Origin of the sequence: Methylobacterium cerastii (assembly GCF_022179125.1) — a bacterium.
In the GTDB taxonomy this organism is placed as follows: Bacteria; Pseudomonadota; Alphaproteobacteria; order Rhizobiales; family Beijerinckiaceae; genus Methylobacterium; species Methylobacterium cerastii.
The window spans coordinates 125,344-148,834 of sequence record NZ_BPQG01000004.1 but is presented as its reverse complement, the minus strand read 5'-3'; the positions used below and the strand labels follow the sequence as shown (position 1 = coordinate 148,834).

The following is a 23,491-nucleotide window of genomic DNA, read 5'->3' as shown; positions in this document are numbered from 1 at the left end:
CGCTACTTGGCTTCGTAGTGGTCGCGCACCAGCCGGTCGAGCAGGCGCACGCCCCAGCCGGCGCCCCAGCTCTTGTTGATCTCGCTGGCGGTGGAGGACATGCCGACGCCGGCGATGTCGAGATGCGCCCACGGCACGTCGTTGACGTAGCGCTTGATGAAGGCCGCCGCCGTCGCGGCGCCGCCATGACGGCCACCGGTGTTCTTCATGTCGGCGAACTTCGAGTCGATCGCCTTGTCGTAGGCCGGGATCAGCGGCATCCGCCAAACCATCTCGCCCACCACCTCGCCGGCGGCGTGGATCCGGCCGGCGAGCTCGTCGTCGTTCGAGAACAGGCCGGCGATGTCCTGGCCGAGCGCGACGATGATCGCGCCGGTCAGCGTCGCGAGGTCGATCATGAACTTCGGCTTGTAGGCGCCCTGCACGTGCCAGATCACGTCGGCGAGGACGAGGCGGCCTTCCGCGTCGGTGTTGATGACCTCGATGGTCTGGCCCGACATCGAGGTCACGATGTCGGACGGGCGGTAGGAGGCGCCGTCGGGCATGTTCTCGACGATGCCGATGGCGCCGACGACGTTGACCTTCGCCTTGCGGGTGGCGAGCGCGTGCAGGGTGCCGACGACGGCGGCCGCCCCGCCCATGTCGCCCTTCATGTCCTCCATGCCGCCGGCGGACTTGATCGAGATGCCGCCGGAATCGAACACGACGCCCTTGCCGATGAAGGCGACCGGAGCCTCGCCGCCGGGGCCGCCGTTCCAGCGCATCACCACGACGCGCGGCTCGCGCACCGAGCCCTGCGCCACGGCGAGCAGCGCGCCCATGCCGAGTTCGCGCATGCGGGCCGGCTCCAGCACCTCGACCTCGACGCCGAGCTTGGTCAGCTCGGAGGCGCGGCGGGCGAACTCCTCCGGGGTGAGGACGTTCGGCGGCTCGTTGATGAGGTCGCGGGCGAGCGTCACGCCCTCTGCGACGGCGGCGCTCGCGCCTGCGGCGGCCTCGGCCTCGGCGTGGCCGGCGAGCATCAGGGTCAGCGTGGTCGCGGCCTTCGCGTCCTCGGCCTCGGGCTTCTTCTTGGTCTTGTAGCGGTCGAAGGCGTAGCTGCGCAGGCGTGCGCCGAGCGTGAAGTCGGCGGCGTCCGCCGGCATCGCCGCGGCGCCCGGCCAGTCGAGCACCACGCGGGCCTCGCGGCCCGCGACCTTGCCCGCGGTGAAGCCGCCGAGCACCGGCCAGTCGATCTTGCCCCGGTCCTTGTCGGTGCCGAGCCCGACCACCACGAGGCGGTCCGCGTCGACGCCGGCCGGCGCCGGCAGCACCATCGCGCTCGAGGCGCGCGCCTTGAACTTCTCGCTGCCGGCGGCCCGGGAGACCAGGTCGACGCCCGCCTGACCGAGCGCGTCGCGGGCGCCCGCGCCGAGCACGAGGTCGTCGCCGACGAACACCACGAGGTCCCCGGATCCGCCCCGACCGAGGGGGGCGAAATGGATGGTGATGCCGTCCGACATGGCGTTGCCTTCTGCCCTGTTCCGCTGTCACGAGCGTGCTCGACAGCCGCACGCCCACCGGTGCCCTGTGTAGCCGGTGAGGCGGAGAACGCAACGCGACGCGGGCGCCCTCGAAAGGCCCCAGTTCACGCGCCATCGGAGGACGGGCCGGGCGATCCGGCGGCACGGTCCGGGGCGGGACCGGAAGGGGGCGGCGGGCGCTGTGATGAGGGCGGCGGGGATGATTCGATGACGCAGATCGCGCGCTACATCTTCCGCATCGCGCTCGCGGCGTTCCTCGCCTGCCTGGTCGGCCTCGTCGGCACGATCTGGGTAACGCAGGCGCTGCGCGAGCTCGACCTGATCACGGCCAAGGGCCAGACCGTGCTGGTCTTCCTGTTCATCACCGGCCTGTCGCTGCCGACGCTGGTGGTGGTGATCGCGCCGGTCGCGTTGTTCATCGCCGTCGTCTACGCGCTGAACCGCCTCAACGGCGATTCGGAGCTGATCGTGATGTCGGCGGCCGGGATGAAGCCGAGGGCGATCCTGCGGCCCTTCCTCACGCTGGCCTTCGCGGTGAGCGCGCTCGTCGGCTTCATCACCATCGTCGTGATGCCGGCGAGCTTCCAGGAGCTGCGCGACGTGATCACCCGCGTGCGCGGCGACTTCATCGCCAACGTCGTCAAGGAAGGGCAGTTCACCCAGCTCGACAACGGCATCACCTTCCACTTCCGCGAGCGCGGCCCCGGCGGCGCCCTGCTCGGGTTGTTCATCCAGGACCGGCGCGAGGCCGGCAAGACCAAGGTCTACCTCGCCGAGCGCGGCAACGCGATCGACGTGGACGGCGGCAGCTACCTCGCCCTGCAGAACGGCAGCGTGCACCAGCAGCAGAAGGACAGCCGGGATTCTTCGATCCTGACCTTCGAGCGCTACACGATCGACCTCGCGGCCTTCGCGCCGCCGGACGCCGACACGGTGTACAAGCCGCGCGAGCGCTCGACCGCGCAGCTGCTCTTCCCCGACAAGAGCGAGGGCTATTTCAAGCTGCAGAAGGGCCGCTTCCGGGCCGAGCTGCACGACCGGCTCTCGGCCTGGCTCTATCCGCTGGCACTGGTCTTCATCGCCTTCGCCGCGCTCGGCGACCCGCGCACCACGCGCCAGGGCCGGGCCGGCGCGATGGCCGGCGCGGTGCTGGCGGTGGTCGCGCTGCGCATCGCCGGCTTCACCGCAACCAGCGCGGCGACCCGCAGCGCCGGCGCGGTGGTGGCGATCTACGCGGTGCCGCTGCTGGCGATCGCGCTGTCGTCGCTCGTGATCTTCCAGGGGCCCGCGGTGCGCGGCCTCAACGCCCGGATCGTATCCGCCCTGCGGGGGCGCTTCCGCGCACCCCGGCTCGCCGCCGGCTGAGCCGTCATGCTGATCGGCTTCACCCTCGGGCGCTACTTCGCCGCCCGCTTCGCGCGCACCGTGCTCGGCGTGTTCATCACCGTCTTCGCGCTCGTCTACACCCTGGATTTCGTCGAGCTGCTGCGCCGCGCCGGCGACGCGGAGGGCGCGTCCACAGGTTTGATGGCCCAGCTCTCGCTCTACCGCACGCCGGCGGTGGCCGAGGGCGTGCTGCCCTTCGCGGTGCTGTTCGGCTCGATGGCGGCCCTGCTCCAGCTCTCGCGCAAGCTCGAGCTCGTGGTGGCGCGCGCCGCCGGGATCTCGGCCTGGCAGTTCCTGCAGCCGGGCTTCTTCGTGGCGCTGGCGCTCGGCGCCTTCACGGTCGGGGTCTACAACCCGGTCTCGGCGATGATGAAGCAGCGCTCCACCGAGATCGAGGCGAAGATCTTCGCCAAGTCGACCAAGGCCTCCTCGGGCAAGGACCTGTGGATCCGCCAGAAGAGCCTCGACGGCGGCGCCATCATCCGCGCCGAGACCGCGATCGAGGGCACGACGACGCTGGCCGGCGTCCAGGTCTTCACCTTCGACGCGGAAGGCCGCTTCGTCTCCCAGATCGTCGCCGCGCGGGCGAGCCTGCACGACGGCTACTGGGAGCTCACGGACACCCGGGTGCTGACGCCAGGCGCCCCGCCGGATTCGTTCGGCACCTACCTCATCGCATCGACCCTCGACCCGAGCCAGGTGCGGCAGCGCTTCACCCCCCCGGAATCCGTGCCATTCTGGCAACTACCCGACACCATCGCACGCACCGAGCGGGCGGGGTTGGATGCCACCCGCTACCGTCTCCAGTATGATGTGCTCTGGGCCAGGCCGATCCTCTTCCTGGCCATGGTGCTGGTGGCGGCAACCGTTTCCTTACGGTTCTTCCGCTTTGGTGGTGTGGGAAAGCTGGTGCTCGGCGGGGTCGCGGCGGGGTTCGCCCTGTACGTCGCCCGCCAAGTGATGGAAGGCCTCGGAGCCTCCGGGATCGTCGCGGCGCCGGTGGCGGCGTGGTTCCCGGCCGTGGTAGGAAGCCTTCTCGGTACGCTCACGCTTCTGTACCAGGAAGACGGCTGACGCCCGCGCCTCGGATGCGGGTATCGGACGTGGGCGCGGGAGGCGGACGTGGACGGAAACGTGGCGGCGGTCGTCACCGGAGTTGGGACAGGCGTTGCGTAAGGTCGCCGACATCGCGAAGGTCCTCGGGCTGCTGGCGCTCCTCTGCGCCGCGGCGCCGATCGGCGGCACCGTGCCCGCCGACGCCCAGGGCCTGCCGGGCGCAGCCAAGCCTTCGGCCGGCAAACCCGTGGCCGGAAAGCCCGGCGACAAGCTCCTCGTCGAGGCCGACGAGTTGATCTACGACAACGACAAGAACACCGTCACCGCCCGCGGCAACGCCGAGTTGCATTACGGCCCGCGCACGCTGCAGGCCGACCGCGTCCGCTACGACCGAGCGTCGAGCCGCGTCTTCGCCGAGGGCAACGTTCGCCTGACCGACCAAGACGGCGCGGTCGTCACCGGCGAGAAGATGGAGCTGACCGACGACTTCAAGAGCGGCTTCATCGACAGCCTGCGCATCCAGCAGACGGTGGTGAAGAAGGGCGAGACCATCCGCACGCGGTTCTCGTCCCCGCGCGGCGAGCGCCTCGAAGGCGAACAGACCAGCTTCGACTACGGCACCTACACCGCCTGCGAGCCCTGCCGCGACCACCCGGAGAAGCCGCCGCTGTGGCAGGTGCGCGCCGCCAAGATCATTCACAACAACGAGACGCACACGATCTACTTCGAGGATTCGACGGTCGAGATCGCCGGCATCCCGGTGGCGTACCTGCCGTACTTCGAGTCCGCCGACCCGACGGTGAAGCGCAAGAGCGGCTTCCTCACCCCGCGCTTCATCAACTCGACGGCGCTCGGCACAGGCCTGACGGTGCCGTACTTCTTCAACCTCGCGCCGGACTACGACCTGACCCTGTCGCCGTCCTTCCTGAGCCGCCAGGGCGTGCTCGGGCAGGGCGAGTTCCGCCAGCGCCTCGACAACGGCAGCTACAACCTGCGCGTCTCCGGCATCTTCCAGACGACACCCTCGGCCTTCCTGCCGGGGCCGCTGGGCGCCGGCGACCGCGACTTCCGCGGCTCGATCGAATCCAAGGGTCGGTTCTACATCAACGAGAATTGGCGCACCGGCTGGGACCTCGTCGGCGTGACCGACAAGTGGTTCCTCGACAACTACCGGATCCGCAACCAGTCGATCACGACGGACTACTTCCGTGAGGCGGTGTCGACCGCGTACCTGATCGGTCAGGGCGACCGCTCGTACTTCGAGATGCGCGGCTACTACTTCAAGGGCCTGTCGAGTTTCGACTGGCAGAAGGAGCAGCCCCTCGTCCTGCCGGTGATCGACTACGACAAGCGCATCAACGGCCCGGGCGAGCTCGGCGGCGAGGTCCGCTTCCAGGCCAACATCACCAGCCTGACCCGCGAGGCGACCGACTTCCAGGGCCTGCCGCGCACCGGCACCTACCTGTTCAGCCCGAGCGTCAACGGCATCAGCTATCCGCTCTACGAGACCTGCACGACCTTCAACCGCAACACCTGCCTGGTGCGGGGCCTGGCAGGCACGGACACCCGCGCCTCGGCCCAGCTCTCCTGGCGCCGGACCTTCATCGACGACCTCGGCCAGGCGATCACGCCGTTCGCGTACCTGCGCACCGACGCGTTCTTCGTGAACCCGAGCCTGTCGGGCTACCAGAACGCCCTGGTGCCGCAGATCGCCTCAGTCGACGACGGCTTCACCGGCCGCGTGATGCCGGCGGTCGGCATCGACTATCGCTATCCCTTCGTCAGCGACTTCGGGCCGCTCGGCGTCCACACCCTCGAGCCGATCGCCCAGGTCATCGCCCGGCCGTCCGAGAACCGGATCGGCCACCTGCCGAACGAGGACGCGCAGAGCCTCGTCTTCGACGACACCTCGCTGTTCCAGTGGGACAAGTTCTCCGGCTACGACCGGGTCGAGGGCGGCGTGCGCACCAACCTGGGCGCGCAGTACTCGGTGGTCACCGCCTCGGGCTGGTACGCGAACGCGATGTTCGGCGAGTCGATCCAGATCGCGGGCGTCAACTCGTTCCGCCGCGGCGACATCGCCAACGTCGGCCTGAACTCAGGCCTGGAAACCGCGGCCTCCGACTTCGTCGGCCGCGTCCAGGTCTCGCCGAACCAGAACATCAGCCTGATCACGCGCGCCCGCTTCGACCAGGCGGACTTCAAGGTGAACCGCTTCGAGACCGGCATCACCGCCCGGTTCGCGCCGTTCCTGCCGCTGTCGCTCTCGGCGTTCTACTCGTACTACGAGGCGCAGCCGCTGCTCGGCTTCAGCCATCGCCGCGAGGGCATCACCGCGACGGCGACCTACAACATCACCCCGAACTGGTTCGTCACCGGCTCGGCGCTCGTCGACCTGACCCACTACCTCGACACCCGGACGCTCTATTCCGAGGCGCTGACGAGCTACATCGCCAACCCCGTCGGCAACCTGCCGACCTACCAGAACCCGGGCCGGTTCTACCTCTCCGGCATGAGCGTCGGCGCCGGCTACCAGGACGAGTGCACCACGGTCTCGCTCAACTACATCGTCTCGCCGATCGCCACGGTGACCGGCGTCTCCGAGCGCAACCAGACCGTGCTGCTGCGCGTCGAGCTCAAGACCCTGGGCGAGGCGGACCTGCGCCAGAACGTCGGCACCGCCACCACGGCGGACGGCATCGCCTCGGCGCATTGACGGCTAAGACGCACGGGCTCGCGGCGATGGGAGGCTCCTGCTAAGGCAGGCCTCCCGCCGCGAAACCCCGCCGACCCCGATGCTCCCCCTCGCCTTGACGCTCGGAGACCCTGCCGGGATCGGACCGGAACTGGTGCTTGCGGCCTGGCTCGCCAGCACGCCCGCCGACCCACTCCCCGCCTTCTTCCTCGTGGCAGACCCGGCCTTCGTCGAGCGGACCGCGAACCGCCTTGGCCTCGCCGTGCCGATCGCCGAGATCGACCCCGAGACCGCGACCGAGGTGTTCCCCCGCGCGCTCCCCGTGGTGGCGCTGCCGAGCGGGAACGAGACCTTCGCCGAGCCCGGCGTCCCGGATTCGGTTACGGCCGGCGCGACGATCGAGTCCATCACCGCCGCCGTCGGCTTCGTCCGCACGGGCCGGGCGGCGGCGGTCGTCACCAACCCGATCGCCAAGTTCGTGCTGACCTGGGCGGGGTTCGCCCATCCCGGCCACACCGAGTTCCTGGCGGCGCTCGCGGTCGCCCCCGGCCGGTCGCCGCCGCGCCCGGTGATGATGATCTGGAGCGAGACGCTCGCGGTGGTGCCGGTGACGATCCACGTGCCGCTGCGCGACGTGCCCGGGCTGCTGACGCAGGACCTCGTGGTCGAGACCGCCCGCATCGTCGCCCGAGACCTCGCCGAGCGCTTCGGCCTCGAAGCGCCCCGGCTGGTGCTCGCCGGCCTCAACCCGCATGCGGGTGAATCCGGGACGATCGGCCACGAGGACCGCGACGTGCTGGCGCCGGCGGTGGCGCGGTTGCGCGCCGAGGGCGTCGACATCCGCGGGCCGCTTCCCGCCGACACGCTGTTCCACGAGCGGGCGCGACGGACCTACGACGTGGCGCTGTGCCCGACCCACGACCAGGCGCTGATCCCGGTGAAGACCATCGCCTTCGACGACGGCGTCAACGTCACCCTCGGGCTGCCCTTCGTGCGCACCTCGCCGGACCACGGCACCGCCTTCGACATCGCCGGCAAGGGCCTCGCCCGCCCCGACAGCCTGATCGCCGCGATCCGGCTCGCCGACCGCCTCGCCCGCACCGCGGCGGCGCGGGCCGGCGGCGCGGGCCGCACCGCCGACATCATTCCGCTGAACGCCTACGTCGGCCGCCCGCGCTCGATGCCGGCCGCGCATTTCGATGCGGAGGACGAGTTGTGAGCTGGTCCTTGCCAGGCGGTGCGCCCGCTTCCGCGCGCATCCCCTCTCCCCGCGCGCGGGGAGAGGGCTTTGCCGACCTCGTCGTCGGCAAAGCGAGGCGGCAGCCGATGGTGAGGGGGCGACGCCGGTTGAGGCTCTTCCGGAAGCGCCCCCTCACCGCCGCTAAGGCTTCGCCTCCTCTTCCCGGCCGCACGGCAAGGTGCGGCCGGGCCTCTCCCCCCGCGCGGGGAGAGGGGACGCGCGCACCTTCCAACGCCTTCGCGATCTTTGACAAGCGAACCGCCCGATGACCGCCTCCGACGGCTTGCCCCCCCTGCGCGAGGTGGTGGCGCGGCATGGGCTGGAGCCGAAGAAGGCGCTCGGGCAGAACTTCCTCTACGACCTCAACCTCACCGGGCGCATCGCCCGCGCGGCCGGGCCGCTCGCGGGCGTCACCGTGCTCGAGGTCGGGCCGGGACCCGGCGGGCTGACGCGGGCGCTGCTCGCGGAGGGGGCCGCGCGGGTGATCGCCGTCGAGCGCGATCCCCGCGCGCTGCCGGCGTTGGCCGAGATCGCGGCGCATTACCCGGGTCGGCTGACGGTCGTCGACGCCGACGCCCTCGCCTTCGACCCCCGGCCCCTCGTCGGCGACGGGCCGGCGCGGATCGTGGCGAACCTGCCCTACAACGTCGGCACCGCCCTGCTCACCGGCTGGCTCGACGACGCGGCCTGGCCGCCGTGGTGGGATAGCGCTACGCTGATGTTCCAGCGCGAGGTCGCCGAGCGCATCGTCGCCGACGAGACCGAGCGCGCCGATTACGGCCGCCTCGGCGTGCTCTGCGGCTGGCGCACGCAGAGCGACATCCTGTTCGACGTGGCGCCCTCCGCCTTCGTGCCGCCGCCGAAGGTGACGTCGAGCGTCGTCCGAATCGTCCCGCGCGCCGTCCCCCTGCCCTGCCGGGCGCGGGCGCTGGAAACGGTGACGCGGGCGGCCTTCGGGCAACGCCGAAAGATGCTGCGCCAGAGCCTGAAGAGCCTCACGCCGGAGCCGACCGCGCTGCTGGCCGAGGCCGGCATCGCAGAGACCGCGCGGGCCGAGGAGGTGCCGGTGGCGGGCTTCGTGCGGCTCGCCAACCTGTGGGACGCGCAGAAGAAAGCCGGCGCCCCGTGAGGGACGCCGGCCCGTTTCTCCGATTCGTGCCGCGTTAGCGGGTCTGCTGGATCGCCGAGAGGATCCACGGACGGCCCGGGTTGCGCGCGAAGGTCCAGAGCTCGGTCGCCTCGCCCGGCTCGGTCTCGACGACGCGGTTGGTGTTCCGGTCGATCGTCTCGTCCTTGAGCGTGTAGCGCATCGCCACCGTGGCGAATTCCTGCGCGCCCTCGCCCCAGGCCTCCGACAGGTCGCCCTGCTGGAGCTTCACGTCCGTAATGCGGTTGACGACGCCGCGGGCCTTGTTTCCGCGCAGCTCCTCCTCGAAGTAGCCGGCCATCTCCGGCGTCGCGAGGTTGCGCAGGCCGACCATGTTCTCGTGGGAATAGGCGTCCTGCACCTCGCCGAGCAGGCGCTCGAACGACTGGAAGTCGTTCGGGCCGATCTGCACCGGGCGCTGCTGCGGCGGGCGCTGGGCGCCGCCGAGCATGCCACCGGCGCCCGCAGCACCGCCGGGGCCAGCGTTGCTGCCCCCCGCTGCGTTCGGGTCGAGGCCCGAGCGCGCATAGGGCGCGCCCGCCGTCGCCGGCTCGCCGTTGCGGCGGCGGAACCAGCGCACGGCAAAGGACACCAGCAGCACGACGAGGCCGACCTGCAGCAGCAGGCCGAGCATCGAGGCGATGCCGCCGAGCCCGCCGAAGAAGCCGCCGCCGAGCAGCGCGCCGAGAAGGCCGGCCCCGAGCAGGCCCGCCATGAAGCCGCCGCCGAAGCGGGGGCGCGCGGCCGGCGCCTGCATCCCCGGGTTGCTCATGCCCGGGTTGTTCATGCCGGGCGTGGGCTGCGTCTGCGTGCGCTGCATCGGCGCGGCGGTCGGCGCCGTCGTGGTGGCCGACGGCGCGTTGAAGGTGCGCGAGCCGCGCGACCCCATGCTGCCGCCGCCGCCAGGACGGGCCTCGACGGCGGGCGCTGCGACCGTCAACGCGGCAGCCAGCGCCAGAAAGGTCGCCGCACGCTTGCGGCGCGTGGTGGAGGTGAGCATCGATCGGCCCCTGGTCATCTCGAAACGTCCCGGACGTCGTCGGACGCCTTTGCGTCGTCGAACGTCTTGGCGCGAACGCCGACGCATAAGATGGTGACGCCGGGCGGCGTGTTTTAGTCCGTCGCCTCGCGATGTTTTTCGCGTCATCCCTGACAATTCGTCAGCGCAGGGGGGCCGCAGGCCGCTCGGGCGCCGCCGGGAAGACCAGACGCACCTGCGTGCCCTCCCCCGGCCGGCTGTCGAGGGCGATGGTGCCGTTCTGCCGCTTCATCAGCCCGTGCACGATGGCGAGCCCGGCCCCGCGCCCGGCCTCGCGGCTGGTGGCGAAGGGCGCGAGCGCCCGGGCCAGCATCTCCGGCGACATGCCGGCGCCGGTATCCGTGATGCGGATGCCGACGGCGCCGTCCTCCGGACGCTGCACCGAGCGGTCGCCCGGCGCGATGCGGAAACTCTCGATCCGGATGGTGCCGCCGTCCGGCATCGCCTCGCACGCGTTGGTGACCACGTGGCCGAGCGCCAGCTCGACCTGCAGCGGGTTGCTGATCGCCCGCGGCAGGCCGGGCGTGCCGGCAAGCTCCAAGCGCACCCCCACGGGCAGGCCGGGCCGCAGGCGCTCCACGGTGGCGGCCACGAGCGCGTCGAGGTCGATCGGGCGCACGTCGGGGGCGATCTTGCGCGAATAGGCCAGCAGCTGGCGCGTGAGCACGGCGGCGCGTTCGGTCGCGTCGGTGGAGCGGCTCATCGCCCGCTGGATGAACGGCTCCTGGCTGTCGCCGAGCCGGCGCTTCAGCCCGTCGATGTAGCCGATCAGGATCTGGAGGAAGTTGTTGAACTCGTGCGCGACGCTGTTGGTGAGCAACCCCAGGGCCTCGCGCTGGCGCGAGAGCACGAGGGCGCTCTCGGCGTCGCGCCGCCGGGTCACGTCGAAGACCTGGCCCAACCGATAGGGGCTGCCGGCGACAGGGCACAGCGTCACGCGCGCCCAGAAGGTGGTGCCGTCGCCCCGCGCCGCCAGGAACTCGGCGCCGTCGTCGAGGGCGCGCCGGTCGGCCGCCAGCAGCCGGACGTTGCGCCCGACCAGGGCCGCGGCCTCCAGGCCGGCGAGGTCCAGCAGGGCCGGGTTGGCGTGGACGATCGGCTCGTCCGGCCGGCGCGGGTCGGCGAGGAAGGCGGGCGCGGCGGCATCGAGCAGCGCGATCCAGCCGGCGTCCGGCGCCGGTTCGTTCAAGCCGTCCGCGTCGGGCTCTGCCATGCTCTCGTCCGGCCTCGCGAAGCCGCGGCTCCGACCGCTCAGCGATAGCGACATCGGCCCGGACGGCCAAGCCTGAAGCGGCGCCCCGGGGGTGAGGCGGTCACCGGATGGGTTCGTGTGCCGGCCTTCCACCTAGGTTGAATGAAAGAAGGCCTATCGACACGATCGCGTGATCCCGGGGCGCCGCAGGCGAGCCCGGAACCCAGACCGCAGGTTGCGCTCGGTTGGGCGCCGTCGGCGCCTCTCGATCCCGGGCTCCGCTGCGCAGCCCCGGGACGACGGGGCGCGGGTGCGAGACGACGGAGCGAGGGTGGAAGCGAAACGCGAGAGCGCCCCCGACCCCCCTACTGCCGGATCCACATCACCCGGCCGATCCAGGCGATCTCGCCGACGTTCAGGGTGCGGTCGTCGTGCTCGGGGTTGAGCGAGGCGAGCTCGACGGTGCGTGCCGTGCGGCGGCGCAGCTCCTTGGCGATGACCTCGCCGGAATGCAGCCGCACCACCACGCGGTCGCCCTTGCGGACGCCGGCCGAGGGCGAGACGATCAGCACGTCGCCGTCGCGGAACAGCGGCAGCATCGACTCGCCCTGCACCTCCAGGGCGAAGGCGCGCTCCTCGCCGAGATCGGGAAACTCGATCTCCTCCCAGCCGGGGCCGCCGGTCGGCATGCCCTCGTCGGTGAACTGGCGGCCGGCGCCGGCCTGGGTCAGGCCGATCAGCGGCACGGTGGCGCGCGGCGGACCCTCGCGGGCCTCGATCAACCTGAGGAAGTCGTCGAGGCTGGCGCCGGTGGCGGCTAGGACCTTGGACACCGACTCGGTGGAGGGCCAGCGCTTGCGTCCGTCGACGCCGACGCGCTTGGACCGGTTGAAACTGGTGGCGTCGAGCCCGGAACGTCGGGCGAGGCCGGATGGGGAGAAGCCGTGCCGCTCGGCCAGACGGTCGATGGCATTCCAAATCTGCTCGTGGGACAGCATGCGAGACCAAGGCGAAGACGACCGCAGAGACGCACGGCCTAGTTGTAGGAAAGTAGAACTACGGATCGAGAAAGGCAATCGGCCGAATGGCTAATCCACGCCTCCCGGAGGTCGTTACAACCGTCGGGATGGTTGCCGGACGGTTGCCAGGGAACCGCCCGTCGCCCTATCGACGGCGCATCGAAAAGCGGGTGCGCCGATGACGTCGATCTACAAGATCTGTCCCGAGAGGCTGTGGCGCGAGGCGGAAGCCCTCGGTCGCTTCGTCGGCGCCGAGATCGACCGGGCCGACGGTTTCATCCACTTTTCCACAGCCGAGCAGGTGGCCGAGACCGCGCGGCGGCATTTTTCCGGTCGCGACGGGCTCCTGCTCGTCGCCGTCGACGCCGAAGCGCTCGGTCCGGCGCTGCGCTACGAGCCTTCGCGCGGCGGCGACTTGTTTCCGCATCTCTACGGCGACCTGCCCCTCGACGCGGTGCGCCGCGTGAGCCCGATGCCGCTCGGGCCGGACGGCGCGCACGTGCTGCCGGCGGAGATCCCGGCATGATCGGCGCCCTATTTCCGCTGCTGCGCCCGGCGCTGCACGGCCTCGACGCCGAGCACGCGCACAACCTGACCGTTCGCGCGCTCAGCCTGATGCCGCCGCGCACGCCGCCCGCCGACGATTCCCGCCTCGCGGTCGAGGCGTTCGGCCGCCGGTTCCCGAACCCGGTCGGCCTGGCGGCGGGCTTCGACAAGGGCGCGCAGGCGGCCGACGCGCTGCTTGGCTTCGGCTTCGGCTTCGTCGAAGTCGGCGGCGTGGTGCCCAAGCCCCAGCCCGGCAACCCGCGCCCGCGGGTGTTCCGGCTTCCGCGGGACCGGGCGGTGATCAACCGCTTCGGCCTCAACAGCGCCGGCCTCGACGTGGTCGCCGACCGCCTGCGCGCGCGGGCCGGGCGGCCGGGGATCGTCGGGGTCAACATCGGCGCCAACAAGGAGGCCGTCGACCGGCTCGCCGACTACGTCGCCTGCACCGGGCGGCTCGCGCCGCTCGTGGACTTCGTCACCGTCAACGTCTCGTCGCCCAACACGCCGGGCCTGCGCGACCTGCAAGGCGAGGCCTTCCTCGACGACCTGCTCGCCCGGGTGGTCGCGACCCGCGACGCGGCCTCCGCCCGGATCGGATCGGAGAAGGCCGCGATCCTTCTGAAGATCGCCCCCGACATCACCCTCGACGCCCTGGACGCGATCTGCGCCACGGCGGTTCGCCGCCGGGTGCAGGCGCTCGTCGTCTCGAACACCACGGTGGCGCGGCCGGCCTTCCTCGCCGAGACGGCGCTCGCGGGCGAGACCGGGGGCCTGTCCGGCCGGCCGCTATTCTCGGCCTCGACGCGGATGCTGGCCGAGACCTACCTGCGCGTCGGCGACCGGCTGCCCCTGGTCGGCGTCGGCGGCGTCGACTCGGCCGAGACCGCCTGGACCAAGATCCGCGCCGGCGCGAGCCTTCTCCAGCTCTACTCGGCCCTCGTCTACGAAGGCCCCGGCCTCGTCGGCACGATCAAGCGCGGCCTGGTCGAGCGGATGCGATCGGAGGGGCTGACGAGCCTCGCCGGCGTGGTCGGGCGCGACGCGAAGGCGCTGGCGCGGGAGGCGTGACGCGCTCTTTCCTCCCCCCTCTGCAGGGAATGAAAGAGGCGCGAGGTCGGGGGCCGCGGCGGAAAGTCAGCTCACCCCCGCCGTCGCGTTCCGACGAACACCGCGGCGGCGGCGGCGGCACCGAGCAGCAGCCACTTCACCGGCAGCAAAGCGGCGTGCTCGCTCGGGAGCGGCTCGGACACGAAGCGGCCTGGGGCAATCTCGACCCCCGGCTTCCCATACGCCCGCGCGTCGGCGATCTGGTTCGCGGTGACGGCCCAGCCAGCGTCGCGGGCATGATCGTTGGCCATCATCGCGACCCCGACGGCGCATCCGGCCGCCAACGCCGCGAGAACCCGAACCCGTGCCTGCATCGCGCGTCCTTTGCCGCCCCCGGGAAACGAGAACCGTTAAAAATGCGCGCGTGCCGGACGCATGAGGGGGGTGCGTCGAGACACGATTGAGAAGCACCCGCGCGGTCTCTTATCTCGCAAGTGCGTGATCGCCACGCGCGAACCTCGATCCAGGCCTCGTCATGACCGACCCCGTCAGCACGCCCAAGCGTTCCTCGGCCGCCGGTGGCTGGGGCGCGCTGAAGAGCTGCGGCAAGCACCTCCTCGGCAGCCGCTCCCCGCTCTCGGGCGCCCGCGCCCTGCTGAAGGCGAACCAGCCGGACGGGTTCGACTGCCCCGGCTGCGCTTGGGGCGACCCGGAACACGGGTCGTCGTTCGAGTTCTGCGAGAACGGCGTGAAGGCGGTCTCGTGGGAGGCCACCGACAAGCGCACCCCGCCGAAGTTCTTCGCCCGCCACACCGTGAGCGAGCTGCGCGGCTGGAGCGACTACGCCCTCGAGGGCGAGGGCCGCCTCACCCATCCGATGCGCTACGACGCAGCCAGCGACCGCTACGTCGCGGTGTCGTGGGACACGGCCTTCGCCGAGATCGGCGCGACGCTCCGCGGCCTCGACCACCCGGACCAGGCCGAGTTCTACACCTCCGGCCGCGCCTCGAACGAGGCGGCCTACCTCTACCAGCTGTTCGCCCGGGCCTACGGCACCAACAACTTCCCCGACTGCTCGAACATGTGCCACGAGGCCAGCGGCATCGGGCTCGCGCACGCCATCGGCGTCGGCAAGGGCACGGTGCTGCTGGAGGATTTCGAGAAGGCGGACGCGATCTTCGTCGTCGGGCAGAACCCCGGAACCAACCACCCGCGCATGCTCGCCGACCTGCGCAAGGCCGCCGAGCGCGGCGCCAAGGTGGTGGTGTTCAACCCCGTGCGCGAGCGCGGGCTGGAGCGCTTCGCCGACCCGCAGAACACCGTCGAGATGCTGCGCGGCGCGAGCCGGCCGATCGCGAGCCACTACCTGCAGCCGCGGCTCGGCGGCGACATGGCCGCCTTCCGCGGCATCGCCAAGGCGGTCTTCGCCGCCGACGACGCGGCCCTCGCCGCCGGCCGTCCCTCGGTGCTCGACCGCGCCTTCCTGGCCAGCCACACCGAAGGGCTCGCCGCCTACCGCGCGGCGGCCGACGCGACCGGCTGGGACGCGATCGAGGACCAGTCCGGCCTGTCGCGCGCCATCCTCGAAGAGGTGGCGGAGATCTACATCACCTCGTCGAAGTCGATCGCGACCTGGGCGATGGGCGTGACGCAGCACCGCCACTCGGTGGCGACGGTGCGCGAGATCGCCAACCTGATGTTCTTGCGCGGCAACATCGGCCGCCCGGGCGCCGGCCTCTGCCCGGTGCGCGGCCACTCGAACGTCCAGGGCGACCGCACGGTCGGCATCAACGAGAAGCCGCCGGCCGCCTTCCTCGACGCGCTGGAGCGCGAGTTCGGCTTCGCCGCCCCGCGCCGGCACGGTCACAACGTGCTGGCCGCCATCGGCGCGATGCTCGACGGCACGGCGAAGGCCTTCATCGGGCTGGGCGGCAACTTCGCCCGCGCCACGCCGGACACGGCCCTGGTGGCCAAGGCGCTGGCCTCCTGCGAGCTCACCGTCCACATCGCGACGAAGCTGAACCACTCGCACCTCGTGCCGGGCCGGGTCGGCTACGTGCTGCCCTGCCTCGGGCGCACCGAGATCGACCGGAACGCCGCCGGCAAGACCCAGATCGTGACCGTCGAGGATTCGATGAGCATGGTCCACGGCTCGGGCGGCATCAACAAGCCGGCCTCGAAGGAGCTGCGCTCGGAGATCGCGATCATCGCGGGCATGGCGGCGGCCACCGTCGGCTCAGACCGGATCGACTGGGCGGCGATGGCCGAGGATTACGACCGCATCCGCGACCGGATCGAGCGCACGGTACCGGGGTTTGCCGGCTACAACGTCCGAGTCCGGCGCCCGCGCGGCTTCATGCTGCGCAACCTCGCCGCCGAGCGCGTGTTCGAGACCGCCACCGGCCGCGCGAACTTCTCGGCGGACGCGCTGCCCGCGGCCACCGAGCACCAAGTCGCAGCGGGGGCCGACAACACCTTCGTGCTGCAGACCTTCCGCAGCCACGACCAGTACAACACCACGATCTACGGCCTCGACGACCGCTACCGCGGCGTCTACGGCGAGCGCCGGGTGATCTTCTGCCACCCCGACGACCTCGTCACCCTGCGCCAAAGCTTCGGTGAGCGGGTCGACGTGGTCGGCCTGCACGCGGACGGTACGTCGCGCATCGCCGAGGATTTCCGCCTGGTGCCGTTCGACATGCCGCGCGGGAGCCTGGCCGGCTACTACCCCGAGCTCAACGTGCTGGTGCCGCTCTCGACCTTCGGCGCCGAGAGCGACACGCCGACCTCGAAGTCGGTTCTGGTCACCGTGTGCCCGCGGACGGTGGCGGCCGCGGCGGCTTGAGCACGGCCGACGACGCGAGCGCGGCCGACGAGACGGCGTTCCTCACGCTGGTCGAGGCGGTCGCGCGGCGGCGGCCCGGCCTCGAACCGATCGAGGCGGTCTTACTGGCGGCGGCCTTCGTCGGCGCGGTCGCCGACAGCCGCAGCCTCGCCAAGGCCTTCGACGTCGCCCACGCCCACGCCCTGCGCGCCGTCGCCGCCCTGGACGAGGCGGGCCTCGTCGCGGTCGGCCGGCGCGACGCCCGGTCGAGCCGCGCCCACTATGCGCTGACCGAGGACGGCGCCGCCTTGGTCGCCGCCGCGGAGGCCGACCCGGCTTGACGCACGCTCCCGGGGCGACACGTCCGGTGGGCTGTGTTCGAAGAATTCGAGGGCTCGGGATGGAGACGATCCACCGCTCGGCCGCGGCCGGCTATGCCGCCCAGGCCGACACCTACGTCAGCGGCCGACCGGATTATCCGCCGGCGCTGGACGGCTGGCTGCGCGGCGACCTTCGGCTCGGTCCCGGGCGCACCGTGCTCGACCTCGGCGCGGGGACCGGCAAGTTCACCCCGCGCCTGACGGAGACCGGCGCCCGCGTCGTCGCCGCCGAGCCGGTCGCCGCCATGCGGGCGCGACTCGTCCAGTGCAATCCCGGCGTCGAAGCGCATCCCGGCCATGCGGAGGCGATCCCGCTCGCCGACGGCGCGGTCGACGCGGTGGTCTGCGCGCAGTCCTTCCACTGGTTCGCCACAGCGGCGGCGCTCGCCGAGATCCGCCGCGTGCTGCGCCCCGGCGGCACGCTCGGGCTGGTCTGGAACGTGCGCGACGAATCCGTGCCCTGGGTCGCGGACCTGACGCGGATCGTCGACGCCTACGAGGACGACACGCCGCGCTATCGTACGGGAGCCTGGCGCGCGGCGTTCCCGGCCGCGGGCTTCGGGCCCCTGCACGAGCGGCGCCTGCCCCACCACCACGAAGGGCCGGCCGAGGACGTGGTCGTCGGCCGCGCGCTCTCGGTAAGCTTCATCGCCGCCCTGCCCACCGACGAAAGGGCGGGAATGGCCGCCGCGGTGCGGGCGCTGATCGCCGCCACGCCGGAGCTGGCCGGGCGTGACAGCGTCCGCTACCCCTACGAGACGGTGGCGTTCCACTGCACGGCAGCGGACCGGCCGGCGGCCGCGTGAACGGACGGGCCGTCGCCGGCCGTCGCCGTCAGGCCCCCGCGCGCCGGTTGCGGACGAGCGCGGCGAGCGCCGCCACGATGGTGGCGAACGTCGCCAGGAGCACGACCACGAGGGTGATGGTGCGGTTCACCAGGCGGTCGAGGCCGAGATCGGTGGTGACGAGGTCGGGGCGGGCCGGGTCGGCCATGACGCTGATGCTGTCATCGCCGAGGTGCACGCCCGTGAACACGTAGTTCACCCGGCGCGTCACCGCGCCCTTGGGCGTGGACAGGCTCAGGGTCGCGTCGCAGATGTGGACGACCAGCTTGGTGCTGCACCGCCCGTCGCTCACCCGCGCGTCGGGGACGGGTTGGGCCGCCTCGCGCACCTGCCAATCCGACAGCACCGCCGGCGCCGTATAGAGGGCGCAGGCCACCAGGACGCCGCACAAGCCGGCGACGCCGAGCAGGACCCAAAGGGTCTGTCGCCAGCCGCCGCTGGCCGGCGGCAGCCGCAGGGGGGCCTGCGAAGCGTTCGTGGCAGGGCCGGTCGAGGGGCCGGTGCGGTCGGGCGATGCGGTCATCGAGCCTCAAAGGGTCCGGGTTTCGGATCGGGCGGCTTCGGCCTGGGCCAGGAGGTGACGCGCCTGCGCCGCGACCTGGTAGCGGCCGAGCAGGTCGGCGAAGTCCTGCGGCGTCGTCCGGCGGGGCAGGCCGAGGGCGAAGGTGACGATGCGGCGCTTGGCGTCGAGCTTCACGCCGCGCCCGCCGGGCACGCGGACCGGGAACGGCGCCTCCGGCGGCAGCAGCAGGCGCGTGGCGATGCCGGTCTGGTTCACGCTGATGTCGAGGTCGGCGATCGCCTCCCAGGCGATAGACCGATCGAGCCCCGGCACCTCCAGCCCGTCGGGGCGCAGGATCAGGGTGACCCGCTCGCCGCGCCAGAGCCGGTAGCCGCCCAAAGCCCCGAGGATCGCGCCGAGCACGAGCACGACGACCGCGAAGTAGCCGGCCTCCCGCGCCGAGAGACTCGGGAAGCCGAAGATCGCGAGGCCGAGCGCCGCGAGGCCGAACAGGACGGCCGCGCCGACGAGCACGAAGGCGCCGGGGCGGCTGTTGTCGCGCAGCACCTGGTCCTCGGCGGCGACGCCTGCCGCCGCCGTCTCCAGGTCGGCCCGCACGGCCGCCTCGTGCTCGCGGACCACGCCGAGGAAGTCGGCCGTCGCCGCCCGGCACAGGCCGGCCGGGTCGGCGAAGTAGGCGCCGAGCTGACCGAGGGCGTGCGCGGGCGGCGCCGTCGCGGCCAGGGCGAGCAGGTCGGGCCCGAGCGGCACGCCGAGCGCCGCCACGCGCTCGCGGGTCGGCGGGTGGGTGTCGGTCGGGTGGGCCTGCTCCGCCTCCAGGTGGGCGGCCGGGTCGTCGAGCCCCTGCGCGACCGCGCGGTCGAGCACGGCGGCGACGAGGTCTGAGGGCGCGGAAGCCGGCGCCTCGGCGGCGGCGTCCAGGGTCTCGGCGATGCGCGGCTGCACGGCACCGGTGCGCAGCAGCGCCCGCGCCGAGGCCTCGGCCGTGGTCAAGCCGGCGCCGGCAGCGTCCGCCGCGAACTCGCGCGCCCGGCTCCAATGGCGCACGGCGAGGTGGAAGCGCTCCATCACGAACACGCCGAGGCGCAGGGACGGGCCGAGCAGGCCGAGCGAGCCCTGGTGGCCGGCCGCGACCGCGTCGAGGGAGCGCCCGACGCCGGCATAGATCGGCAGGAAGCGCTGGCTGTAGGCGGTGTCGCCGCCGGCATAGTGGGCGAGCTCGTGGCCGATGATCGCCGCGACCTCGTCGCCCCGCATCAGGGCGAGGTAGGGCAGCGGCAGGTAGAGGATCCGGCCGGCCAGGCGCTCGCCGCCGGGCTGCAGCAGGGCGGGGCCGGCGCTGACGAAGAATCCACCGGTGAGGCCGACCACGACGGCTTCGGGCTTGAGCGCGCCGAGGCGGTCGGCGAGCCCCTCGGTGAGGCGCCACAGCCCCGGCGCCTCCGCGGCCGAGACCGGGCGGCCGAGGATCGGCAGCGGGTCGGGCTCGAAGGCGGCGAGCGCGCGGCGCAGGCCCCACAGGGTGCTCGCCGCCGCGATCACGGTCGCGCCGACCGCCACGGCGGCGACGCCGAGCAGCTTCAGCGCGCCGCCGTCGAAGCCGGACTGGGCGAGCATCCCCGCCTCGAAGATCACGGCGGCGACGAACCCGGCGGTGGCCGCCACGATCTGCAGCGCCAGCGCCGCCGGCAGGAGTTTGCGCACCAGGGAGAACCCGCCCACGAGCGCGTCGCGCGAGGTGCGCCCCACCAGCCCGAGGACGGCTCCGGCGAGCAGCACCAGGATCGAGAGCGCCGCCGCGAGCCCGCCGCCCACGACCACAACCGGCGGCAGGCTGCGGCGCCAATCCATTAGCGTGGTCATGGTCGCGACCTCGCCGCGCGCGTCGCGCGCCTTGTCCAGGGCGAGGGGGCCGCCGTAGGTCTGGCCGCCCTTGCGGAACTGCAGGGTGTAGTCGACGCGCCCGTCGCGCGGCGTCCGCGCCTCCAGGTCGGCGACGATCGCGGAGAGGTGGCGATGCTCGGCCGCGAACGCGGCCCAGTCGTCGTCGGCGCGCCTGCCCTCCCAGAGGCCGAGCAGCATCACGAGGAACGGCAGCAGCACCGTGGCCGCCACGAGGCCCACCAGCGCGCGCAGGCGCCGTGGCGGGGGCGTGATCGTCGTCTGAGCGATGAGAACCTCCTTGTGGGAGACGAGGGACGAGGGCGCGCGCCGCAGCCGACGGCCATGACGGGACGAGGCCGAACGGCGCCCCCGCGCGACGCGCTTCCGACCGACCGGCCCTCGGCGCTACTGGCCCTTGTTGCTATTGCCCCTTGGCCTTGATCGCCTCGGACCACGTCACCGCGCGCTTGGCCATGCCGACGTGCTGGCGCTCGTACATGCGGTTCTCGACCTTGATCGCCGCGCGCTTGGCGTTCTCGGGCCGGTCGAAGGCTTCGAGCACGAGGCGGGCGCGGCGCACCTCCTCCTCGGTCGGGGCGAAGGAGGTGTTGGCCGGCTCGAGCTGGTTCGGGTGGATCAGCGTCTTGCCGTCGAAGCCGAGGTCGCGCGCCTGGCGGCACTCGGCGCGGCAGCCCTCGACGTCGCCGATGTCGTTCCAGACGCCGTCGAGGATCGCGAGCCCGGAGGCGCGGGCGGCGGCGAGGGTGAACATCATCCACGGCAGCATCGGCACGCGGCCGGGAACGAGCTGGGCCCAGGTGTCCTTGGCGAGGTCGTTGGTGCCGAGCACGAAACAGGTGAGCCGGGTACGCCGGTCGCGGCTGGCGCGGGCGATGTCCTGGATGTTCAGGATCGCGGCCGGCGTCTCGATCATCGCCCAGACGGCGATGCCGTCCGGCGCGTCGAGGGCCTCGAGGTGGTCGGCGATGCTCTCCAGCACGGCCGGCGAGGACACCTTCGGCATCAGGATCGCATCGGGCCGCGCCTCGATCGCGGCGCGCAGGTCCTTCTCGCCCCACGGCGTCTGGGGGGCGTTGACGCGGATGATCAGCTCGCGGTCGCCGTATTCGCCGCTCTTGACCGCGGCGCAGACCTGCTCGCGGGCGAGGTCCTTCTCCTCCATGGAGACCGCATCCTCCAGGTCGAGGATCAGGCAGTCGGCCGGCAGGGTCTTGGCCTTGTCGAGCGCACGCTGGTTCGAGCCCGGCATGTAGAGGACGCTGCGGCGGAGGCGGAGATCGGACATTCGGCGAGTCACCCCGTAGAAAAGTGCGCGACCCTACCGCAATGCACTCGCCTTGCCAGGGGCCGCGGCGACGAAACTCCGAGAATCCGCCGCGATCGAAACCGGAGGCACCGTGCCGTCCGCGCAACGTCGGAGCCCCGCTTTGGTCACCTTCCGCGGCCAAGGGCGGGGAAACGCCACGGATTTCGAAGGTCATCCCCATGCTGCGACGCACGCTTTTCGGACTGATGCTGGCCTCCAGCCTCGCCCTGCCCGGCGCCGCCTCTGCCGCCAGCAACACGGTGGTCGGCGTCGGCTCCGGCGCGGTTGCGGGCGCCCTCGTCGGCGGCCCGATCGGGGCGGTGGCGGGCGCGGTGATCGGGGGCGTCGTCGGCTCCTCGACCGAGAGCGCCCGGCGCCCGCGGATGCGGCGCGCCCGCCTCGTCCGCCACCGGCGCGCGGAGGCGCCGGCCCGGCGCAGCGTTCAGCGCCGGGTCGAGGCGCTGCCGCCGGCCCCCGCCGCGCCGACCACGTGGAAGGACCCACGCTGAGGCGGTAAGCTCAGACGCAGTTTCAGGCGCGGTCGGGCGAAAACGTCCGCCGGGCGAGGCCCGGATAGGCCAGGGCCTGCCCGATGCCGCGCGCGCCGAGGAAGCTCAGGAAGGCCAGCCACAGGCCGGCATTGCCGAGCTGCAGCCCCTGGACGAGGACCAGGGTGGCGCAATAGGCGGCGAGCGCGGCCAGCATCAGGTTGCGCATCGCCCGCGTCCAGGTCGCGCCGATGTAGATGCCGTCGTAGGCGAAGGGCAGCGCCGCGACGAAGGGGGCGGCCGCCGCCAGCGGCAGGTAGCGCCGCGCCACCGCGCGCACCGGCTCGCTCGTGGTGACGAAGTCGATGAAGGCGTGGCCGCCGACCAGCGCCAGCAGGCTCACGCCGAGGCCGAAGCCGAGGCACCAGCCCAGCGACAGCGCCGACGCCTTGCGGAACCCGCCGGCGTCGCGCCCGCCCACCGCCTGCCCGCACAGGGCCTCGGCGGCCGTGGCGAAGCCGTCGAGGAAGAACCCGCCGATCAGAAAGAGATTCCACAACACCGCGTTGGCCGCGAGCACCGCGTCGCCCTGGCGTGCGCCGAGCGCCGAGAACAGCACGATGCCCGACACGAGCGCCAGCGTCCGCACGATCACGTCGCCGTTGACCGCGAGCGTCCGCTTCAGGGCGACGGGGTCTCGGATCTCGGACCACGGCACCCGCCAGGGCTTCGAGCCGAGGCGCACCAGGATCACGAGGCCGAGAGCCAGGCCGGCGGCTTCCGCGATCACCGTGGCGAGGGCGGCGCCGGCCAGGCTCAGGTCGAGGCCGAGCACCAGGGCCAGCGTCAGGCCGATGTTCACGACGTTGATCGCCACCTGCAGCAGCAGGCCGAGATCGGTGCGCCCGCGGCCGAGCACCGAGCCGAGCACGGCGTAGTTCGCCAGCGCGAACGGCGCCGAGAGGATGCGGATGTGGACGTAGGTGGCGAGCCCGGCGATCACCGCGGGGCTCGCGCCGGTGATCCGGAAGGCCGCCGCCGCGATCGGCCCCTGCAGGACGACGAGGACGATCCCCGCGACGAGGCCGGCCGCGAGGGCGCGCGCCAGCGTCCGGTCGACCTCCGCGGCGTCGCGGGCGCCGACCGCCTGCGCGGTGAGGCCGGCGGTCGCCATCCGCAGGGCGCCGAACGACCAGAACAGCGCGTCGAAGATGACGGCGCCGAGCGCGATCGCCCCGAGCAGGGCGGCGTCGCCCAACCGCCCGATCACCGTGGCGCCGACGAAGCCCAGCATCGGCGTCGTGACGTTGGCGATGGTCATCGGCAGGGC

20 protein-coding genes are annotated in these 23,491 nt (G+C 72.4%); 11 read left to right on the top strand and 9 right to left on the bottom strand.

Translation table 11 applies throughout. The features are described 5' to 3' along the window. Window positions 1-2 precede the first annotated feature (2 nt). Window positions 3-1,502: a leucyl aminopeptidase gene (locus tag MFF13_RS01395; RefSeq protein ID WP_147832325.1), complete on the bottom strand. Its 1,500-nt coding sequence runs from the start codon at window positions 1,500-1,502 to the stop codon at window positions 3-5. 228 nt (window positions 1,503-1,730) lie between these two features. On the opposite strand from MFF13_RS01395, the gene lptF reads away from it, so the two are divergent. The 5 genes from lptF (at window position 1,731) to rsmA (ending at window position 9,029) form a co-directional block, all read left to right on the top strand. Continuing rightward, a complete protein-coding gene (gene lptF, locus MFF13_RS01390; RefSeq protein WP_147765304.1) occupies window positions 1,731-2,888 on the top strand; it encodes an LPS export ABC transporter permease LptF in 1,158 nt (385 codons plus the stop codon). A 6-nt stretch (window positions 2,889-2,894) separates the two neighbouring features. Beyond that, window positions 2,895-3,983 carry an LPS export ABC transporter permease LptG gene (gene lptG / locus MFF13_RS01385; RefSeq protein WP_147765305.1) on the top strand — a complete coding sequence of 363 codons (1,089 nt, stop codon included), beginning with the start codon at window positions 2,895-2,897 and terminating at the stop codon, window positions 3,981-3,983. Between the two features lie 94 nt (window positions 3,984-4,077). Continuing rightward, the gene (locus MFF13_RS01380) at window positions 4,078-6,681 is read left to right on the top strand and encodes an LPS-assembly protein LptD (RefSeq protein WP_147750337.1); all 2,604 of its coding nucleotides are present in this window, start codon (window positions 4,078-4,080) and stop codon (window positions 6,679-6,681) included. A gap of 79 nt (window positions 6,682-6,760) precedes the next feature. Further along, window positions 6,761-7,879 carry a 4-hydroxythreonine-4-phosphate dehydrogenase PdxA gene (gene pdxA, locus MFF13_RS01375; protein WP_238270214.1) on the top strand — a complete coding sequence of 373 codons (1,119 nt, stop codon included), beginning with the start codon at window positions 6,761-6,763 and terminating at the stop codon, window positions 7,877-7,879. Window positions 7,880-8,165: 286 nt separating this feature from the next. After that, a complete protein-coding gene (rsmA, locus tag MFF13_RS01370) occupies window positions 8,166-9,029 on the top strand; it encodes a 16S rRNA (adenine(1518)-N(6)/adenine(1519)-N(6))-dimethyltransferase RsmA (RefSeq protein WP_147764355.1) in 864 nt (287 codons plus the stop codon). Window positions 9,030-9,063: 34 nt separating this feature from the next. On the opposite strand, the gene MFF13_RS01365 is transcribed toward rsmA, so the two are convergent. The 3 genes from MFF13_RS01365 to MFF13_RS01355 form a co-directional block, all read right to left on the bottom strand. Next, window positions 9,064-10,047 (bottom strand): TIM44-like domain-containing protein, encoded by a 984-nt coding sequence (locus MFF13_RS01365; protein ID WP_147827921.1) that lies wholly within the window; start codon window positions 10,045-10,047, stop codon window positions 9,064-9,066. Between the two features lie 160 nt (window positions 10,048-10,207). Beyond that, complete coding sequence (locus MFF13_RS01360; protein WP_147827902.1) at window positions 10,208-11,299, bottom strand: ATP-binding protein; 1,092 nt, start codon at window positions 11,297-11,299, stop codon at window positions 10,208-10,210. Between the two features lie 344 nt (window positions 11,300-11,643). Further along, a complete protein-coding gene (locus MFF13_RS01355; protein ID WP_147764353.1) occupies window positions 11,644-12,276 on the bottom strand; it encodes a S24 family peptidase in 633 nt (210 codons plus the stop codon). Window positions 12,277-12,475: 199 nt separating this feature from the next. On the opposite strand from MFF13_RS01355, the gene MFF13_RS01350 reads away from it, so the two are divergent. Then, complete coding sequence (locus MFF13_RS01350; protein ID WP_147750332.1) at window positions 12,476-12,823, top strand: DUF952 domain-containing protein; 348 nt, start codon at window positions 12,476-12,478, stop codon at window positions 12,821-12,823. Further along, window positions 12,820-13,911: a quinone-dependent dihydroorotate dehydrogenase gene (locus MFF13_RS01345; protein ID WP_147827901.1), complete on the top strand. Its 1,092-nt coding sequence runs from the start codon at window positions 12,820-12,822 to the stop codon at window positions 13,909-13,911. Before MFF13_RS01350 ends, MFF13_RS01345 begins: the two co-directional genes overlap by 4 nt. A 71-nt stretch (window positions 13,912-13,982) precedes the next feature. Here the strand turns inward: MFF13_RS01345 and MFF13_RS01340 are convergent, their stop codons facing one another. Continuing rightward, window positions 13,983-14,264, bottom strand: coding sequence for a hypothetical protein (locus MFF13_RS01340; RefSeq protein WP_147827900.1), 282 nt, complete (start codon window positions 14,262-14,264; stop codon window positions 13,983-13,985). Between the two features lie 161 nt (window positions 14,265-14,425). On the opposite strand from MFF13_RS01340, the gene MFF13_RS01335 reads away from it, so the two are divergent. From MFF13_RS01335 to MFF13_RS01325, 3 genes are read left to right on the top strand one after another with little or no spacing between them, the layout of a single operon-like run. Continuing rightward, the gene (locus MFF13_RS01335; protein ID WP_238270212.1) at window positions 14,426-16,735 is read left to right on the top strand and encodes an FdhF/YdeP family oxidoreductase; all 2,310 of its coding nucleotides are present in this window, start codon (window positions 14,426-14,428) and stop codon (window positions 16,733-16,735) included. Then, on the top strand, window positions 16,732-17,055 hold the full coding sequence (locus MFF13_RS01330) for a hypothetical protein (protein WP_147764349.1): 324 nt from the start codon (window positions 16,732-16,734) through the stop codon (window positions 17,053-17,055). Before MFF13_RS01335 ends, MFF13_RS01330 begins: the two co-directional genes overlap by 4 nt. A 59-nt stretch (window positions 17,056-17,114) precedes the next feature. Beyond that, complete coding sequence (locus tag MFF13_RS01325; RefSeq protein WP_238270210.1) at window positions 17,115-17,900, top strand: class I SAM-dependent methyltransferase; 786 nt, start codon at window positions 17,115-17,117, stop codon at window positions 17,898-17,900. A gap of 28 nt (window positions 17,901-17,928) precedes the next feature. On the opposite strand, the gene MFF13_RS01320 is transcribed toward MFF13_RS01325, so the two are convergent. The 3 genes from MFF13_RS01320 to MFF13_RS01310 all read right to left on the bottom strand — a co-directional run bounded on the left by MFF13_RS01320 (window position 17,929) and on the right by MFF13_RS01310 (window position 21,652). Further along, a complete protein-coding gene (locus MFF13_RS01320) occupies window positions 17,929-18,462 on the bottom strand; it encodes a hypothetical protein (RefSeq protein ID WP_238270208.1) in 534 nt (177 codons plus the stop codon). Window positions 18,463-18,468: 6 nt separating this feature from the next. Next, complete coding sequence (locus tag MFF13_RS01315) at window positions 18,469-20,577, bottom strand: M48 family metalloprotease (protein WP_505744293.1); 2,109 nt, start codon at window positions 20,575-20,577, stop codon at window positions 18,469-18,471. Window positions 20,578-20,767: 190 nt separating this feature from the next. Then, entirely contained in the window at window positions 20,768-21,652 is an 885-nt protein-coding gene (locus MFF13_RS01310) for an HpcH/HpaI aldolase/citrate lyase family protein (protein WP_147750328.1), read from the bottom strand. 200 nt (window positions 21,653-21,852) lie between these two features. Between MFF13_RS01310 and MFF13_RS01305 the strand changes: the two genes are divergently transcribed. After that, window positions 21,853-22,182, top strand: a complete 330-nt coding sequence (locus tag MFF13_RS01305) for a hypothetical protein (RefSeq protein ID WP_187273544.1) — start codon at window positions 21,853-21,855, stop codon at window positions 22,180-22,182. 22 nt (window positions 22,183-22,204) lie between these two features. Here the strand turns inward: MFF13_RS01305 and MFF13_RS01300 are convergent, their stop codons facing one another. Next, window positions 22,205-23,482, bottom strand: coding sequence for an MATE family efflux transporter (locus MFF13_RS01300; protein WP_147827916.1), 1,278 nt, complete (start codon window positions 23,480-23,482; stop codon window positions 22,205-22,207). Window positions 23,483-23,491 lie beyond the last annotated feature (9 nt).